Consider the following 20324-nt stretch of genomic DNA (forward strand, 5'->3'; position numbering starts at 1 on the left):
ATGAAAATCGGATACACCAGATCGTTACTCTGTTTACTCTTGTGCATTGCCCTTACCGGGTGGATATGCTCTGCCTATGGTGATGGAGAATGCGACCCTGTTAAAGAACTAAAGGCGTCATTTGAAAAGGGCGCTGCCGCTGAAAAAACAGGGAAGCTCACGGACGCTTTTTCACATTACAACAAGGCGCGCTATGATTATAGCTGCGAAGGCAAGAACCCGGTTTCGGGCGAAGCAAAAGCCGGATGGAAAAGGACCGGCAAAAAGCTGAGCGATGAAGAAGAGAAGAAAGGCAATCTTTACAGGAGAGGCGATCAAAATAAAACCGCCGGGGCCTTTCAGTGGCTTGAGGCCTCGGAGAATTTCGCCGAAGCCGACCGCGTAATGATGAAGATGATGAGGTCCAAACCCGAAGATATTGATACCTTCGCAATTGCCTTTGAACATTTCAACAACCGCAAAGAACACAGCGCTGACCTCATTAAAGAGCACGGTTACTCCCTGGACCACAGCTACTACAAAGAGTTCGCGATGGCAGCTGCGAAAAACGGCGAAAGCACCCTTGAGAGGGAGGATAAAGACATTAATAAGAATGTTATTGATTTAGGAGGCTCGCCTGTTGACCGTTCAATCACCCGGCTTGAAACCGCGCGCAAGTGGTTTGATTTCTTTAAAGACGCAAAAGAGAAACAGGTTGTTGAAAGGGCGGTAAAAAGAGGCGACGCCCTTTATGCCGATGACAATGACCCCCAGTCTCTTGAAGATGCGATCCGGTACTACAAGTTTATAAATGATGAGGACAAGATCAAAAAGGTAAAAGATAAGGCCGCTAAATTAGCAGTTGCCGCAGAGAAGGAAAATGTTCTGATACGGGCTGTTCACTATTACAAAATAGCAGACAATTCCGCAAAGGCGGAGCAGCTTGAAAAAAATCTGGAAGAGCGCGGCAAGAAGCAGCAGAAAGAAATGCTCAAGGACGAGGGCCAGAAAAAGAAGTTCAAAAAAGAACAGGAAGACCTCGAAAAAGAACTGGGGATGTAGCTGTCGAAAAGCGCAGCAGCGCAATAGTGCTAAAGTACAAAAGAGCGGAAGATTTAAAAACTTAGTTTCAGATTCAGATAGTCTGGAGGTCTTTCATGTCTATGATAAAAAAATCCTCATGATCGTCATCGCGACGTCATTGCTCACAGGAGGTTACGCCTGCAAGAAGGAAGGGACTGCGGAGCGCGCGGGGAAAAAGATTGATAAGGCAGCAGAGGATATTAAAAAGAAATTTGAAGATGTTTCGAAATAAGTTGCGTGAGGAACAAACTCCGGCAGAAGGACATCATTTTCGCCCCTCGTTATTTTTGGCTTCCTGCCACAAGGTTTCCATCTCCGGGAGGGTCATTGCCTCTAATTTCTTCCCCTGCCGCGCCGCTTCTTTTTCTATATGCCGGAACCTGTAAGTAAATTTATTTATCGTTTTTCTTAGCGCGTCTTCCGGGTTTACATTCACGAAATTCGCGAGCCTGACAAGCACGAAGAACAGGTCTCCGATCTCATCTTCTATCTCATTCTGATCTTTTTTGTGGATGGCCTCTTTTAATTCGCCGGTTTCCTCATCGAGCTTTGCAAAAACATCTTCGATCTTCTCCCAGTCAAAGCCGACCTTCGTGGCCTTCTTCTGGATCTTGCTCGCCCTCAGCAGCGCCGATAAGGACTTCGGCACGCCGCCGATCGCGGAGTCATGGACCTTCCCCTCGTTCTTTTTACGCTCCTCCCACCAGACGCTTACATCCCCGGAGGTCTTCAGGTCCTTGTCCCCGAATACATGGGGATGCCTGTTGATCATCTTCTGCGCGATCCCGTCGACAACATCATTAATATCGAACCGCCCCTCTTCCTTTGCCAATTGGCTTTGAAGGACTATCTGAAACAGAAGGTCGCCGAGTTCTTCCTTGATCCCTTCAGGATCATTCTCGTCAAAGGCGTCAATGACCTCATGAAGTTCCTCAACAAGAAACGGCTTGAGGGTTTCCACGGTCTGCTCCCTGTCCCAGGGACAGCCGTCAGGGGCGCGAAGCCTTGCGGCAATACTTACTAATTCATCAAAATTCATCACCAGAGTATATCAGATTTATAAAGAATGTTGCGGGGTGTATCTGGTATAATCATCCTCGATTCCGGAGGTAAACATTATGCAAAAAACGATCACCTATTTTGAAAAACCGGGCGCGGAAAATACAGAGCGATGCTTTGAGATCGTTAACAGCGCTGTCACCGAATTTAATTACAAACACATCGTTGTTGCCTCGACCAACGGCGATACCGGACAGCTTTTCGCGGAAGGTTTGAAAGATAAAAATATCAATCTGGTTGTTGTCACCCACTCGCACGGCTTCAAAGAACCAAACAGTATTGAGTTCACGCAGGAGGCGAGGGGGAGAATCATTGCGGCAGGCGCAAAGATATACACAGGGACAATGATTACCCACAGCCTTGAGGCTGCACTGGCCAAGCAATTCAGCGGCGTCTACCCCACCCTCCTCGTCGCGCAAACTCTCCGGAGGTTTGGAGAAGGCATAAAAGTGTGTTGCGAAATTGTCATGATGGCTGCCGACGCCGGGCTTATTCCCGAAGGTGAAGAAGCAATCGCGGTAGCGGGCACAGGCCGAGGCGCGGACGCGGTAGTTGTAATCAGGTCAGCAACATCGAAAAGATTTTTGAATTTAAAAATCCTTGAGATTCTCGCTAAACCCCGGGGATAAAGAGAGTTCCGTTGAGGATTTTTACACTATCTGCGTAAAAATCATAAAAAAATTGCGCTTTTGTCACAGGTTTTTGCCATTCTGACATAATTTGTCATAATATATAATTTTGTAACCCCCTGTTTTTCAATCTTTCCAAATATAGGCACGCCATTTGCAGATACATTGTCAATTCTTTTTTAGGATTAAAATTTAATACCGGGGTAGGATGTGGATCATATTTATTTTAGCTCCACACAACATTTTCACTATTTCAATTTCTTAATCATCGTCAAATCCTCCATTTATGTTTTTCTGGTGGCAGGGGTAATTGGCGCCGCATACGCTGTAATTGAAACTTTTTATAAGAATAATTACAGCGGTAAATATGTTGTGTTAGTTACCCGACGTGCTTGTGCTAGCCCTACCCCGGGTTTAGTTCAAAAATTAAAACAAGCAGCCGGAAGCTCCAACGCTATTTATCGTGGAACATCCAATCTATCCCCTGCCGCCCCCACTTACTATTGGTCATATTATCCGCAACTGCTGACACAAGACCTTGTTCCAATCAAGCATTCAACTTTTGCAAATACAGTCGACTCAATTTACGAGGGGTCTCTTTAAGGCTTATGAAAAAGGAAAAGTTCAACATGGTTCAACATGAAATTAAGGAACAAAGATCCAGGTCTTTCCGGCTGATGATGTCCGGCATTTATTCTCTGGTGTTTTTATGCGTAATGTTTTTATCATCAGTGACCGCAAGCGCTGCCACTTATTATGTGCAGCCTGACAATACGACAAATATTGGCATAGACGGGACCTGTAACGTTGCTTCAGGTCAGGTTACCACAGCCCCTACAGTGAGGACTACATTTGACGCGGTTGGTAATGGAGCTACCGGCTCAAGCTACCGTCCAACAACCGGCATGTCGAACGGGACATGGACTGTGATGATGAAGGTATACGGGCCGGTATATTCGGGCAATGCTATTGATATTTCCGCAGTGACCGCAGCCAACTTTTCGATACGTGGTTACAACGCAACAGACCAATGGACATTCCATCTTTATGATTACGATCCCGCGGGAGCTGCAGGGAATAAGACACTGGTAGCAACCTCCCAGACGATCACTTCTGGAACAGGCGGCACTGTGGCCGTCAATCCTACTTATACGATCAACGGTACCGGACGGGTCCAGCAGAATCATAGACTGCTGCTTGAAATAGCGTACAGACCCGGTGGAACTACATATACTCCGCGCATCTATTACGATACAACAGGGGCGACTACTGAGAGTTATGTTGCCGTAACTGAAACGCCGGTAGCGTCGGGCGATACATTAACTGCTTCCGGCAATACAGCAATTGCCGCAGTTAATCCCACTGACGGGACAACCGGAGTTCTTATGCAGCGTTTTCAGGTCGCCAGCAATAATGCTCAGAACGGCCAGATTGAACTCACATCTCTGAATCTTACCGATAACGGAAATGCGACAAGCATACAGGATGCAAAAGTATACATTTCAACAACAAGCTCGACAACCCTTCCGGTTGGCGCAGTATTAATCGGAAACACTGGCGTATGGAACGGCGCGGCTACCGTTGTAACTCTAAATGGCGGAACAGCGGCTGACCGTACAGTATCAACCGGGACGCCGAAATTTATTTACATCGTTTACGACCTCGCAGCCGGACAAACAGGAAACACCATTCAATCGAGCGTAACAGGTGTAGGCGTAGCCGCTCCCGATACCGGCGCAGGAAATGTCGGCACATCTAATCTCCTGACAATCCAACCCTGTTCCGACCCAACGTCTTCAACAATTACAATCTCCGCTTCTCAAACTGCATACGGTGATCCTTATGATGTAAGCGGAATGTATTCGACAACAGGCAATGTGGGATCATTTCAATACAAAGTTACAACTGTCGGTACGGGGCCATCAACAGTCTCTGCATTGAATGCATGGACTGCAACACCGCAGTTAACAGGAACTACAGGGAACTTGTCCGGCACATTTTCAATTTCTGCCGGGACAAACCGTTTGTTGGTAGTTGCAGTTGACTCTCAAGACACCGGAGGGGCAACCGGACAAACTTTCAGTGCTACCTATGGCGGCAGGGCATTGACACAGGCGGTTATTGAAAACAGTAACAGACGGCAGACCTGGATCGGGTATCTCAGAGAGGCGGACATCGCTGCCCGCACCGGCGATACGCTTGCCGTAACAATCACCGGGACACATACTAACGTTTCTGCCTTTATCGCCAGCTATACCGGCGTTGACCAGACAACCCCGATAGGAGGGTCAGGCGGTATTTATGGAAACAACTCGGCAGCCAGCTACCAGTTCCCTGCGGCAATAACTGTCAGTGCCGGAGGCTATGGAATTTACACATGGTCGAGCAATCAAACGCATTCAAGCGATACCGAAACTTATACCGAACATTCAGATTATTTAAATGGACTCCAGATGGGCGTATCATCTAAAGCTTTTGCCTCAGCGGGCACTACACAGCCTAATGTAACTTACGCTGCAACAGCACGCGTATCACAATCTATTATAGTCCTTCAGCCTGCAGCGAGCACGGTGACGACTTGTACTGACTGGACATCCAGTTCCCTTATTCCCGCATCAACGGCAGGAGGTTCACTCTGCGGAAATTACACTAACGGCAACTCATACACCCTTGATGTAAGAGGAACAGATCCTGACTGCGGGACCTCAATAACAACTACGGCAGCAAACTTCACCTGGAATTCAGACGGCACAGCGCCTTCGATAACGGCATTTACAGCCACATCGCCTTCAACGAGTCTTAATATTCCTATAGCAACATTCACAGCATCGGATAACATCTCAGTAACGGGTTACAAGATAACGGCATCAGCAACACCTCCTCTTGCGGGAGACGCAGGATGGACAGCCACAGCGCCTTCAACATTCACGGTCGCTTCAGATGGAACATACGCACTTTATCCGTGGGCAAAAGACGCGGCAGGCAATGTATCGGCAGTGTTTGCAACGCCAAGAACCGTTGTGGTCGACACAACCGCACCGGCAGTAAGCTCAACCATCCCGACAAACGGCGCAAACGGCGTAGCTTTGAACAGCGGCGTAACGATCAACTGGTCGGAGAATGTGAATTGCACGACAGTAAACACAACGAATATCACATCTACAAGTCCGGGATGGACACTTTCAACCTGTTCAGCTAATCAGGCGGTGTTTACGACAAGCGGACAGGCTTACTCAACGACATATTCGGTGACAGTAACAACCGCAGTTACGGATACAAACGGCAACCCTATGGCTGCAAATTATTCTTTCTCATACACGACGATCTCCGCGCCTGACCTCACTGCCCCTTCATCTTCAGTGACAACACCTGCAAATGGAGAAGTGATCAACAGCGCGTCAGCGAATCCTTTTACAATCAGCGGTTCAGCAACTGACAATGTTGCTGTCTCAGGCATAGAGGTATCAACAAACGGCGGCACAACATGGGCGGCGGCAACCTGTACAGGATGTCCCGGAGCAAATGTAACATGGACATATTCATGGACACTCCCCGCGGATGGAAGCTACAACATCAGGAGCCGCGCAACTGATTCATCAATCAATGTTGAAACACCCGGCGCGGGAAACACTGTAACAATTGACAGAACAGCGCCTTCAGTAAGTTCAACGATTCCCTCAAACGGAGCAACCGGCGTAGTTGCAAACAGCAGCGTAACTATTACCTGGAGTGAAAATGTAAATTGCGCAACGGTGACCACGATAAACATAACATCAACAAGTCCTGGCTGGACACTTTCAACCTGTTCAGCTAATCAGGCTGTATTTACTACAAGCGGACAAGGCAGCGCAGCGACTTACAGTGTTACAGTTACCACGGGCGTAAGAGATGCCAATAATAACCCGATGGCGGCAAACTATTCATTCTCATACACAACGGTTGACACCACAGCGCCGTCATCAACTATAACCTCGCCTACAAACGGTGTGACATTAAACAGCGCTTCGGCAAATCCATACACCATAAGCGGTTCAGCTGCAGACAATGTTGCTGTACAAGGAATCGAGGTATCAACAAACGGAGGGACATCATGGGCAACAGCAATCTGTACAGGATGTCCCGGTGCAAACGTTACATGGACCTACAGTTGGACACTTCCCGCGGATGGAAGCTACAACATCAGGAGCCGTGCTACAGATACATTGAATATTGTTGAAACACCGGGAGCAGGAAACACTGTAACAATTGACACAACCGCTCCATCAGCAAGCTCGACAATTCCTGCAAACGGAGCAACGGGCGTAGTTGCAAACAGCAGCGTAACGATCAACTGGTCTGAGAATGTAAACTGCGCAACGATCAACGCAACAAACGTTACATCAACCAGTCCCGGATGGACATTCTCTTCATGCGCTAGCAATCAGGCCGTATTCACCACAAGCGGGCAGGCAAGTGTAACAACCTATTCTGTAACAGTATCAATAGCAGTAACAGACGCTAACGGAAACGCAATGGCAGCGCCCTATGCGTTCTCATATACAACCGCGGACGCAGGAGCGCCTTCATCAGCAATAACAAGTCCTGCAAACGGTGCAATCTTAAATAGCGCTTCACCAACTCCGGTTACAATAAGCGGTTCAGCGACTGACAATGCGGCAGTGACAGGCATTGAGGTTTCAACAAACGGCGGCACAACATGGAATGCGGCAACGTGTACAGGCTGCCCGGGCGCAAACGTCACATGGACATATTCATGGACTCTGCCTGCTGACGGAAGCTATACGATCAGGAGCCGCGCAACGGATTCATCAAGCAATGTTGAGACACCGGGGACGGGCAATACAGTTTCAATTGACAGGACCGCCCCGTCGGTAAGTTCAACATTACCAGCCAACGGAGCGACCGGCGTAGCATTAAACAGCAGCGTGACAATCACATGGTCTGAGAATGTAGACTGCGCAACTGTCAATTCAACGAATATCACGATCAGCGGCGGCGGGTTTGCGCTTTCAACATGTTCAACTAATCAGGCAGTATTTACCACAAGCGGACAGGCCGGATTAACAACATATACAGTAACTGCTTCATCATCTGTAACAGACGCAAACGGCAACCCGATGTCTGCACCCTACCCTTTCTCATACACAACGGCTGACGTGACATCACCCTCGGTTACCGCTTTTACAGCGACAACGCCTTCAACAAGTCTTAACATCCCGGTCACATCATTCACTGCAAGCGACAACGCTGGAGTAACAGGATACAAGATAACAACATCAGCAACTCCTCCTCTGGCAGGAGACGCAGGATGGACAGCAATAGCTCCATCAACGTTCACAGTAGCGTCTGACGGAACATACGCCTTATATCCGTGGGCAAAAGACGCGGCAGGGAATGTGTCGGCAGTATTTGCAACGCCAGGGACAGTTGTTGTAGACACAACCGCCCCAGCAGTAAGCTCGACAATTCCTGCAAACAGCGCAACCGGCGTAGCATTAAACAGCAGCGTAACCATCACATGGTCTGAAAATGTAAACTGCGCCACGGTCAATACCTTAAATATTACGTCTACCAGTCCTGGGTGGACACTTTCAACGTGTTCAGGAAATCAGGCGGTATTTACCACGAGCGGACAGGCCAATATAACCTTATATTCAGCAACCGTAACAACAGGGGTAACGGATGCAAACGGCAACGCGATGTCCTTAAACTATTCTTTCTCTTACACAACTGCGGACGCCAGCGCCCCTTCATCAGCGATAACAAGTCCTGCAAACGGTGCAATTTTAAACAGCGCATCATCCAATCCATTTACAATCAGCGGTTCAGCGACTGACAATGCGGCAGTAACAGGCATTGAGGTTTCAACAAATGGCGGCACAACATGGAATGCGGCAACTTGCACAGGTTGTCCGGGAGCAAACGTCACATGGACGTATTCATGGACTCTGCCTGCTGATGGAAGCTATACGATCAAGAGCCGCGCAACAGACTCATCAAGCAATGTTGAGACACCCGGTACAGGCAACACAGTTTCAATTGACAGGACCGCTCCGGCAGTAAGCTCGACATTACCAGCCAATGGAGCAACAGGCGTAGCATTAAACAGCAGTGTGACAATCACATGGCCAGAGAATGTAGATTGCGCGACTGTCAACACTATTAATATTACATCTACAAGTCCTGGCTGGACATTATCAACCTGCTTAAACAATCAGGCGGTATTCACAACAAGCGGTCAAATTAATGCGACCGCGTATTCCGTTACAGTCACAACGGCAGTAAGAGATGCCAATAGCAACCCGATGGCATCAAATTATTCGTTCTCATATACAACAGTTGATACGGCAGCGCCGTCGTCAACAGTCACAGTACCTGCAAACGGAGCGGCATTAAACAGCGCGGCTGCAAATCCGTTTACCGTAAGCGGTTCAGCAACTGACAATGTAGCTGTATCGGGAATCGAGGTATCAACGAACGGCGGCACTACATGGAATGCGGCAACCTGTACAGGATGTCCGGGGGCAAACGTGACATGGACGTACAGTTGGACACTACCCGCTGACGGAAGCTATACGATCAGGAGCCGCGCAACTGATTCATCAATCAATGTTGAAACTCCCGGCGCAGGCAATACAGTTTCAATTGATAGAACAGCCCCAACAGTAAGCTCGACAATTCCTGCAAACGGAGCAACCGGCGTAGCTGCAAACAGCAGCGTAACAATCACATGGTCTGAGAATGTAAACTGCACGACTGTGACCACGCTAAACATAACGTCAACAAGTCCCGGCTGGACACTTTCAACCTGCTCAGCTAATCAGGCAGTATTTACCACGAGCGGACAAGGCAGCGCAACAACTTACAATGTTACAGTGACTACAGGAGTAAACGATGCCAATAACAACCCGATGGCTGCTAACTATTCATTCTCGTATACAACGACAGACACAACCTCACCCTCGGTAACGGCATTTACAGCAACAACGCCTTCAACAAGCCTTAATATCCCGGTCGCATCATTTACTGCAAATGACAATGCCGGAGTAACAGGATACAAGATAACCACATCAGCAACCCCTCCTCTATCAGGTGATGCAGGATGGACGGGAACGGCACCCTCAACATTCACGGTAGCGTCTGACGGAACTTATACTTTATATCCCTGGGCAAAGGATGCTTCTGGAAACGTGTCCGCGGTATTCGCGACACCTGTTACCGTTGCAGTCGACACAACCGCTCCGGCGGTGAGCTCGACAATTCCTGCAAACGGGGCAACCGGCATAACATTAAACAGCAATGTGACAATAACCTGGTCGGAGAACATTGACTGCGCGACAGTGAACACAATTAATATCACATCAACCAGCCCGGGCTGGACGCTTTCAACGTGTTCAACCAATCAGGCCGTATTTACCACAAGCGGCCAGGCAAGCATCACAACATACTCAGTAACAGCGACAACCGGAGTAAAAGATACAGCAGGCAATGCAATGGCTTTAAACTATTCTTTCTCATTCACAACCGCGGACGCGGGAGCGCCTTCATCAGTAATTACAAATCCTGCAAACGGTGCAATTTTAAATAGCGCATCATCAGATCCTTATACAATAAGCGGTTCAGCGACTGACAATGCGGCAGTAACAGGCATTGAGGTATCAACAAACGGCGGCACAACATGGAATGCGGCAACGTGTACAGGTTGTCCGGGAGCAAACGTAACATGGACGTACAGTTGGACACTTCCCGCTGACGGAAGCTACACGATCAGGAGCCGTGCAACCGATTCATCAAGCAACATCGAAACACCGGGAGCAGGCAATGCTGTTACGGTAGACAGGACAGCGCCTGCAGTAAGTTCGACAGTGCCTGTAAACGGAGCGACCGGAGCGGCATTAAACAGCAATGTAACGATCACATGGGCTGAGAATGTAAGTTGCTCAACAGTAAATACAGTCAACATAACGTCAACCAGCCCCGGATGGACGCTTTCAACGTGCAGCGGAAATCAGGCTGTGTTTACAACGAGCGGGCAGAGCGGCTCAACAGCATATTCGGTGACAATCACCACTGCGGTCACAGATGCAAACAGTAACCCGATGCCTGTGAATTATTCTTTCTCCTATACTACGGCTGATACCTCCAAACCCACGTCAACCATTACTTCACCTGCAAACGGAGCTATACTTAATAGTGCATCCGCAAATCCGTTTACGATAAGCGGTTCCGCAACTGACAACACAGCGGTGTCGGGCATTGAGGTTTCAACAAACGGCGGGGCCACATGGAATGCGGCAACGTGCGCTGGCTGTCCGGGGGCAAATGTAACATGGACCTATTCATGGACACTTCCTGCGGACGGCAGCTATAACTTAAAGAGCCGCGCGACAGATTCATCAAATAATGTCGAGACCCTGGGAGCTGGAAATACTGTGACTATAGACAGGACAGCCCCAGCGGTAAGCTCTACAATTCCTGCAAACGGAGCAACAGGAGTTGCAGTAAACAGCAATGTAACGATCACATGGTCTGAAAATGTAAACTGTGCCACAGTCAACACCTTAAATATTACATCTACCAGTCCGGGCTGGACACTTTCAACGTGTGCAGGGAACCAGGCTGTATTTACCACAAGCACACAGGCCGGTCTGACAGCATATTCAGTGACCGTAACAACAGGCGTCACGGATGCAAACGGCAATACGATGACAGCCATCTATTCCTTCTCATATACAACAGGCGACGTCGGTATACCTGCATCAACCATTACAGCGCCTGTAAACGGGGCGACGATCAACAGCGCCTCGGCAAATCCATACACAATAAACGGAAGCGCGACAGATAACATCGCGGTATCAGGCATTGAGGTTTCGACAAACGGAGGCGCTACATGGAATGCGGCAACATGCACAGGCTGTCCCGGAGCTAACGTAACATGGTCATACAGTTGGACACTCCCCGCAGACGGCAGTTATACGATAAGAAGCCGCGCAACCGACTCATCGAGCAACGTTGAAACACCGGCAGCAGGCAATACTGTAACCATAGACAGGACTGCCCCAACGGTAAGTTCAACAGTTCCTGTTAATGGGGCGACAAATATTTCATTAAACAGCAGCGTGACGATCAACTGGTCTGAGAATGTAAACTGCGCAACAGTCAACACCACAAACGTAACAATAAGCGGCGGAGGCTGGACACTTTCAACATGTTCCGGCAATCAGGCCGTATTTACCACAAGCGCACAGGCAAGCTCAACAACTTACACAGTAACGGCAACAACGGGGGTAAGCGATTCAGCAGGCAACCCAATGTCTGCCAACTATTTATTCTCATACACAACTTCTGACGTGACTTCTCCTGCGGTAACGTCTTTTACTGCCACATCACCAACAACGAGTTTGAATATCCCGGTCACGGCATTTACTGCATCAGATAACGTAAGCGTAACCGGATTCAAGATAACCACATCTGCAACCCCTCCATTGGCAGGTGACGCGGGGTGGACGGCAATAGCCCCTTCAACATTCACCGTAGCATCTGACGGAACTTATACTTTATATCCCTGGGCAAAGGATGCGGCTGGCAATGTGTCGGCAGTATTTGCGACACCGAGGACGGTAATAGTTGACACAACTGCTCCATCTGTAAGTTCAACCATACCGGCAAACGGGGCATCTTCCATATCATTGGACAGCAATGTAACGATCAACTGGAATGAGAACGTTGATTGCGCGACAGTTACTACGGCAAACGTTACGATCAGCCCGGCTGTAGGATGGGTAAGGACCTCATGCAGCGGCAGCCAGGCAGTATTCACTCCAAGCGGACAGGCAGGATTAACAGCATATTCAGTGACAGTGACAACAGGAGTAAGAGACGCGGCAGGCAATGCAATGTCAGTCAATTATTCATTCTCATATACAACAGGCGATGTCGGTATCCCTGCATCAACCATTACATCACCTGCAAACGGGGCGACGATCAACAGCGCCTCGGCAAATCCATACACAATAAGCGGCAGCGCGACAGATAACATCGCGGTGTCAGGCATAGAGGTCTCGACAAACGGCGGCACGACATGGAATGCGGCGACATGCACCGGCTGTCCCGGAGCTAACGTAACATGGACATACAGTTGGACACTTCCCGCGGACGGCAGTTATACGATAAGAAGCCGTGCAACCGACTCATCAAGCAACGTTGAAACACCGGCAGCAGGCAATACGCTAACCATAGACAGGACTGCCCCGACTGTAAGTTCAACAGCGCCTGTAAACGGTACAACTAATATCACATTAAACAGCAATGTAACGGTCAACTGGAGCGAAAACGTTGACTGTGTAACTGTATCGACATCTACAGTAACGATCAGCCCGGCGGTCGGCTGGACAAGGACATCGTGCAGCGCAAACCAGGCTGTGTTCAGCCCAAGCGGTCAGGCAAGCGTTACGACATATACAGTTACGATAAGCACAGGAGTTGCAGACGCAAACGGCAACCCTATGGCTGCCAATTACTTATTCTCTTATACAACTGCTGACGCGGCAGTCCCGACAGTGACCGCGTTTTAGTAGTTGACACAACTGCTCCTTCAGTGACCAGCACGGTACCTGCAAACGGAGCAACAGGCGTAGCGGTAAACAGCAACGTGACGATCACGTGGAGCGAAAATATAAATTGCGCAACAGTCAACACAATAAACATCACATCAACAAGTCCGGGCTGGACCCTTTCAACATGCTCAAACAATCAAGCGGTATTTACAACAAGCGGGCAAACCGGATCAACGGCATATTCCGTGACTGTGACCACGGCAGTAAGAGATACGGCAGGCAATGCGCTGTCAGTCAATTACTCATTTTCATATACAACCGGTGATGTCGGCATTCCTGCATCAAGTATAACCACACCGGCAAATGGAGCGGTCATCAACAGTGCAGCGGCAAATCCTTTTACAATAAGCGGTGCGGCAACCGATAACATTGCGGTATCCAGTATCGAAGTTTCGACTAATGGTGGAACAACATGGAACGCGGCAACTTGCACCGGATGTCCCGGAGCAAATGTGACATGGACATATTCATGGACGCTGCCTGCGGACGGAAGTTACACATTAAAGAGCCGCGCCCTCGACACATCAAGCAATGTTGAGACACCGGGAGCAGGAAATACAATTACAATTGACAGGACCGCTCCTTCAGTAAGTTCAACGATACCGGCAAACAGCGCGACTTCCGTAGCGCTCAACAGCGCTGTAACGATCACATGGAATGAGAATGTGAACTGCGCAACAGTCAACACCACAAATGTAACAATAAGCGGCGGCGGCTGGACACTTTCAACATGCGCAAACAATCAGGCAGTATTCACCACAAACGGACAGGCGGGTCTGACCATCTATTCCGTAACAGTGACAACCGGCGTGATGGATGTGAACAATAACCCGATGACCGCGAATTATTCATTTTCATATACAACTGCTGACGCGGCAGTCCCAACAGTGACCGCTTTTACAGCGACATCGCCTTCAACGAGCCTGAACATCCCGGTTTCATTATTTACGGCTTCCGACAATGTTGGAGTTACAGGATTTAAGATAACCACATCGGCAACGCCTCCATTGGCAGGTGACACCGGATGGACGTCAATAGCTCCTTCGACATTTACAGTAGGATCTGACGGAACTTATACACTTTATCCATGGGCAAAGGACGCGGCAGGCAATGTCTCCGCAGTATTTGCCACACCGAGAACAGTTGTAGTTGACACCACAGCCCCGTCAGTGATCAGCACGGTCCCTGCGAATGGATTAACAGGGGTAGCATTAAACAACACTGTAACGGTCAACTGGAATGAACCCGTTGACTGCGCAACAGTCACTACGGCAACAGTGACGATCAGCCCTGCAGTTGGATGGACAAGGACCTCATGCAGCGGCGCTCAGGCAGTATTCACCCCGAGCGGACAGGCAAGCGTCACAAGTTATACAGTAACCGTAAGCACAGGAATAAGAGACGCAAACGGCAACGCCATGACAGCAAACTACTTGTTCTCATATACAACTGCAGATGCCGGTATTCCAGCTTCATCAATTACTTCACCGGCAAATGGATCAACATTAAACAGCGCATCAGCAAACCCGTACACAATCAGCGGCGCTGCAACAGATAACGTTTCTGTAACCGGCATCGAGGTATCAACAAACGGAGGCACTACATGGAATGCGGCAACATGCACAGGATGCCCCGGAGCGAACGTAACATGGACTTATGCATGGACACTTCCTGCGGATGGAAGCTACACGATCAGGAGCCGCGCGACAGATTCATCAAGCAACGTTGAAACACCTGGCGCAGGCAATACCGTATCAATAGACAGGACCTCTCCAGCGGTAAGCAGCACAATACCGGTTAACGGAGCAGCGAGTATAAATCTTAACAACCCCGTAACGATTAACTGGGGCGAGACCATTGACTGCGCGACAGTCACGAACACAACTGTGACCATCAGTCCGGCAGTTGGATGGACCAGGTCATCATGCAGCGGCAGTCAGGCAATATTCACGCCAAGCGGTCAGGCAAGCGTTACGACATATACAGTTACGATAAGCACAGGAGTTGCAGACGCAAACGGCAACCCTATGGCTGCCAATTACTTATTCTCTTATACAACTGCTGACGCGGCAGTCCCGACAGTGACCGCGTTTACCAGCACGGTACCGGCAAACGGAGCAACAGGCGTAGCATTAAACAGCACAGTAACCGTCAACTGGAATGAACCAGTTGACTGCGCAACAGTCACTACCACAAGTGTAACGATAAGCCCAGTGGTAGGATGGACAAGGACCTCATGCAGCGGCGGTCAGGCAGTATTCACGCCAAGCGGGCAGGCAAGCATCACAAGTTACACAGTAACAGTGAACACAGGAATAAGAGACGCAAACGGCAACGCAATGGCAGCAAACTACTTGTTCTCATACACAACGGCTGACGTGATAGCCCCGTCGTCAACAATAACCGCGCCTTCAAACGGTACAATTATAAACAGCGCCTCACCGAATCCTTATGCAATCAGCGGCGCTGCAACAGACAACGTTTCTGTAACCGGCATCGAGGTATCGACAAACGGAGGCACTACCTGGAATGCGGCAACGTGCACCGGATGTCCCGGAACAAACGTAACATGGACCTATTCATGGACGCTCCCTGCTGACGGAAGCTACAATATAAGGAGCCGCGCTAAAGACGCCTCAAACAATACTGAGACCCCGGCTCCGGGCAACACTGTGACAGTCGACAGGACCGCTCCCTCAGTCAGCAGCACAAATCCCGCAAACGGCGCAACCGGCGTAGCGCTAAACAGCAACGTAACCGTCATATGGTCTGAAAATGTAAACTGCTCAACTGTCAACACCACAAATATCACTATCAATGCGGGCGGCTGGATACTTTCAACATGTTCAAACAACCAGGCAATATTTACAACAAACGGGCAGGCCGGGATGACTGCTTACTCCGTAACGGTAACAACGGGAGTTACGGATGCAAACGGCAATCCGATGTCGGCCATTTACTCATTCTCATATACGACAGCTGATGTTACGCCTGCTGCATCAGCGATAACATCACCTGCAAACGGCGCAATCATAAACAGCACCTCACCGAATCCTTATACAATCAGCGGCTCCGCAAGCGACAACGTTGCAGTGCAGGGCATTGAGGTATCAACAAACGGCGGCGCAACCTGGAACCCGGCGACATGCACCGGATGTCCCGGAGCAAACGTTACATGGACATACAGTTGGACACTTCCCGCTGACGGAAGCTACAACATCAGGAGCCGTGCAAGGGATGCTTCAAATAATACCGAGACACCCGGCGCAGGCAACAGTGTAACAATCGACAGGACCGCCCCCTCGGTCAACAGCACAGTGCCTGTTAACGGAGCTATCGATGTAATAATAAACAGCAACGTAACGATAACCTGGAGCGAAAATGTAAACTGCGCGACCGTCAACACAATAAATATCACATCGACAAGTTCGGGTTGGGCATTGTTGACCTGCGGAGCGAACCAGGCGATATTTACAGCAAGCTCCCAGGCGTATTCAACAACATATTCGGTAACAGTGACTACGGGAGTAACGGACACCACGGGAAATTCAATTACAGCTAATTACCTGTTCTCGTATACTACTGAGGCCATGCCCAATAACCCTCCCTCAAACCCCACGGGACTTACGCAGTACAAAACCGATGAAGTTACCACTATCGGCCAGGGCAAATGGAGCAATGAAACTACAGTAGTAATGAAGGCGGCTGTTTCGGATCCCAATGGTGACACTGTTCAGTTTGAGGTTGAAATACAGCCCAGTGCATCTGCTTTCACCGGCACGCCTAATTGCACAAGCGGCCCTGCCGTAGCCAGCGGCGGCACAGCACAAGCAACCTGCGGCGGCCTTTTAAACAGCGCCCAGTACAAATGGCAGGCGCGCACGATAGATGCTTATGGTCTTACAAGCGGCTGGGTACAGTTCGGGACAAGCGACCCGGATTTCGGAGTTGATACAGTGGCCCCGACCTACATATGGAATACTCCAGCAGCAGGTACATATTACAAGAACGGCAGCCCTATAAACGTTGATGTAACCGTCACCGAGGCTGGAGGCTCAGGCATACTTAACGGAACAGACTGCACTGCTGCGATAGACGGCTCTGCTGCAAGTTTTTCCGGCATCGTAATGTATTCGCCGATAACCGGAAAATGTACCGGCACTCTTACAGTTAACAATCCGTCAGGCCTTATTAACGGCGCGCATAATCTCACGGTACAAGTCCCCGATACCGCAGGCAACAGCGTACAGAGCGCTGCGCGTTTAATTAACATTGACAACACCCTGCCGTCATCGGCAGTTATAACACCTGCAAACGGGACAATGCTAAACACAGGTTCCCCTAACCCATATACGGTAAACGGCACAGCATCTGACAATGCGGTTGTTTCAGGTATTGAAGTATCAACTAACGGAGGAACTACCTGGGTAGCAGCGGCATGCACAGGATGCCCGGGAGCAAACGTGACATGGGCGTATAGTTGGACGCTTCCTGCTGACGGAAGTTACAACATCAAAAGCCGGGCAAAAGACAGCGCGAATAATACAGAGACCCCGGGAACAGGCGTCACGGTAACCGTAGACAGGACAGTGCCTTCTGTCAGCACAACCTCACCTTCAAACGGTGCATCGGGAACGGCATTAAACGGCAGTGTGACTATCTCCTGGACGGAAAATGTTAATTGTACAACGGTCAGCGCCTCCAGCATAACCATAAGCTCTGGAGGCTGGGCTCTTTCATCGTGTTCAGGCACCCAGGCGGTATTCACGACAAGCGGACAAGCGAATCTGACATCATATACTATTACCGTTTCTACAGCGGTAAAAGACCCCGCAGGTAATTCAATGGCAGCAAATTATGTATTCTCATTTTCCACTGCTGCAATGAGCCTCCCGACCCTGACTTATCCGGCAGCGCCTTATGATAATGGGGTAGACCCCGACACAGGAAATACGAGAAACACATTCACATTTGCAATTGTTTATACGGACCTTGAAAATGACGCGCCTGCTGCAGGTTATCCAAAGATTTATATCGGAGACAATGACGGATACTTCAGCTATGCAATGATCGAGGGAAATCCGGCAGACACCAATTATACCGACGGCAAAATTTATTCATTTACAACCGGCCTCGGGGCCGCCCAGGATTTGAGATTTTACTTCAAAGTACAGGCGGCAACCGGCGATACCACGGCAGTACAACTCCCGTCAGGCGTCTCAGCATATAATGTGGGGCCGGCCGTATATCTGCTGAGTGGTTACAACTTGGCAGGCGTTCCGAAAAATATAGCGAGCGGCTCATGGACATACACCTCCGTGCTCGGAGACGATTCAGGATACCAGCTGTGTTACAAGTGGGATTCTACCGGACTTGATACGGTAAGCGGAACTCAAGGCTCATGGATCAACAACACCTCAGGAATGGTGCAAACCGGAGCAAGCTATTACATCTGGTCAACCGACACGCTGAGAAGAGTTGACGAACCGGCAGGAGTTGTTAATGATCCGAGGGCTTATATTGACATTGCTCTTGATGCTAATGGCGGATGGACTGCGATCACAAATCCTTACAATGCTATAATTAAACTTCAGGATGTAAAGGTTGTAAGAGGCGCGATGGAATATACCTATACTCAGGCGGTGATAAACGGCTGGGTATCCAACTCTATATATGAATGGGAAGGCGACGGTCCCGGATGGTCCTTCAAGGCATTTAATGACAATCCTCCGGCTACCTTGGAGCCGTGGATGGGTTACTTTATTTACGTCTATGATACGAATTCAACAAAACTGAGGATATACGCACCGGCCCCATAAATTAAAGAGGTTTATTGATATGACGATAACTATTGTTATACAAAACAAAATGCGAAACGTTAAAACAATATTTTCAGTTTGCTTTTTAGCCGTGGTCTTATTCTGCGCTTTATTAATTTTACCTTCAGAGACAAAGGCTGCTGCTAACTGGCAGGTAACATTATGGGTAAAAGCCGGGGCCGCCGATAACCGCCTTGTCCTTGGGGCAGATGATACAGCAACAGACGGGTATGACAGTATCTGGGATACATATGCCCTTTTAGGAGGAGGACTGGAAGCATATTTTTCACATCCCGAATGGAATATAATCCATGATGTGTTCCAAAGGGACATACGTTCTCATACTCCTGGAGCCTCCAAGACATGGTCTTTTGTCGTTAATTCAACACTTGCCGATACTAATTTCACAATTACCTGGGATGCTTCAACTGTCCCTGCTAATTATCCTTTGTCCTTCTTTGATAGCACCGCAGGACAGAACGCGGATATGCACTCAACCGGCTTTTATAATTTCGCTTATTCAGGGACCAGGACATTTCAGGTAACCGTTACAGAATGTAATCTTCCTGTAAGAATTGCAGGCGCAATCCCGAACTATTTCTCCACGCTCCAGGCCGCTTATAACGCCGCTGCAGATGGAGATACAATACAGATCATGACCACAACTCTTACTGAAGCTATAGACATGAACCTCAACAAATCGGTAGTCTTGGATGGTGGTTACAATTGCGATTTCACAACAAATACAGGTACGACTATACTTATTGGAACAATGACTATAAGCAACGGAACAGTAACAATCGGGAACCTTATATTACAGTAGCAAAAAAAACCAATTTGATCGTTTTAAGCTAAGGAATAGGCTGATAATTGATATATTAAGCAAAAAGGAGGAGACGATGAAGAAGACGATGTTAATATTAATGGCAGGGTTGTTACTAATTGGAGTGAATGTATATGCAGCGGGGGACTTAACAGTAAGCGGCAAGCTGGGAGTAGGGACGTCAAGCCCGGCCAATAATTTAGAAGTTGTCGGCACGACGAAGTTTACAAACAATACGGGGACTGATCTTATTTTCAATCCGGCCGCGTTCAACAAGCTCTCCGCAACAACCACTAACAATTTCGGGATGAATATT

At 48.9% G+C, this 20324-nt stretch carries 8 protein-coding genes; 7 read left to right on the forward strand and 1 reads right to left on the reverse strand.

The annotated features are described in order from the left end of the window. The gene (locus HZB61_07195; GenBank protein ID MBI5056382.1) at positions 1-1041 is read left to right on the forward strand and encodes a hypothetical protein; all 1041 of its coding nucleotides are present in this window, start codon (positions 1-3) and stop codon (positions 1039-1041) included. Positions 1042-1327: 286 nt separating this feature from the next. Here HZB61_07195 and mazG read toward each other — a convergent pair whose 3' ends face one another. Next, the gene (gene mazG, locus HZB61_07200; GenBank protein ID MBI5056383.1) at positions 1328-2101 is read right to left on the reverse strand and encodes a nucleoside triphosphate pyrophosphohydrolase; all 774 of its coding nucleotides are present in this window, start codon (positions 2099-2101) and stop codon (positions 1328-1330) included. Positions 2102-2180: 79 nt separating this feature from the next. Between mazG and HZB61_07205 the strand changes: the two genes are divergently transcribed. The 6 genes from HZB61_07205 to HZB61_07230 form a co-directional block, all read left to right on the forward strand. Further along, positions 2181-2750 carry a hypothetical protein gene (locus HZB61_07205; protein ID MBI5056384.1) on the forward strand — a complete coding sequence of 190 codons (570 nt, stop codon included), beginning with the start codon at positions 2181-2183 and terminating at the stop codon, positions 2748-2750. Between the two features lie 210 nt (positions 2751-2960). Then, positions 2961-3353: a hypothetical protein gene (locus HZB61_07210; protein ID MBI5056385.1), complete on the forward strand. Its 393-nt coding sequence runs from the start codon at positions 2961-2963 to the stop codon at positions 3351-3353. A gap of 5 nt (positions 3354-3358) precedes the next feature. Beyond that, positions 3359-13324 (forward strand): Ig-like domain-containing protein, encoded by a 9966-nt coding sequence (locus tag HZB61_07215; GenBank protein MBI5056386.1) that lies wholly within the window; start codon positions 3359-3361, stop codon positions 13322-13324. Between the two features lie 23 nt (positions 13325-13347). Further along, positions 13348-19185 carry an Ig-like domain-containing protein gene (locus HZB61_07220; protein ID MBI5056387.1) on the forward strand — a complete coding sequence of 1946 codons (5838 nt, stop codon included), beginning with the start codon at positions 13348-13350 and terminating at the stop codon, positions 19183-19185. A 49-nt stretch (positions 19186-19234) separates the two neighbouring features. Further along, complete coding sequence (locus tag HZB61_07225; protein MBI5056388.1) at positions 19235-20008, forward strand: hypothetical protein; 774 nt, start codon at positions 19235-19237, stop codon at positions 20006-20008. Between the two features lie 76 nt (positions 20009-20084). Beyond that, positions 20085-20324, forward strand: a 240-nt coding sequence (locus tag HZB61_07230; GenBank protein MBI5056389.1) for a hypothetical protein, incomplete at its 3' end; no start/stop codon positions are given.

Source organism: Nitrospirota bacterium (genome assembly GCA_016214845.1).
Classification (GTDB): domain Bacteria; phylum Nitrospirota; class Thermodesulfovibrionia; order UBA6902; family UBA6902; genus SURF-23.

What these genes read in the sequence shown, in the direction of transcription:
- HZB61_07195 (MBI5056382.1), top strand. Translation starts at nt 1, where the DNA reads ATGAAAATCGGATACACCAGATCGTTACTCTGTTTACTCTTGTGCATT.
- mazG (MBI5056383.1), bottom strand. Translation starts at nt 2,101, where the DNA reads ATGAATTTTGATGAATTAGTAAGTATTGCCGCAAGGCTTCGCGCCCCT.
- HZB61_07205 (MBI5056384.1), top strand. Translation starts at nt 2,181, where the DNA reads ATGCAAAAAACGATCACCTATTTTGAAAAACCGGGCGCGGAAAATACA.
- HZB61_07215 (MBI5056386.1), top strand. Translation starts at nt 3,359, where the DNA reads ATGAAAAAGGAAAAGTTCAACATGGTTCAACATGAAATTAAGGAACAA.
- HZB61_07225 (MBI5056388.1), top strand. Translation starts at nt 19,235, where the DNA reads ATGCGAAACGTTAAAACAATATTTTCAGTTTGCTTTTTAGCCGTGGTC.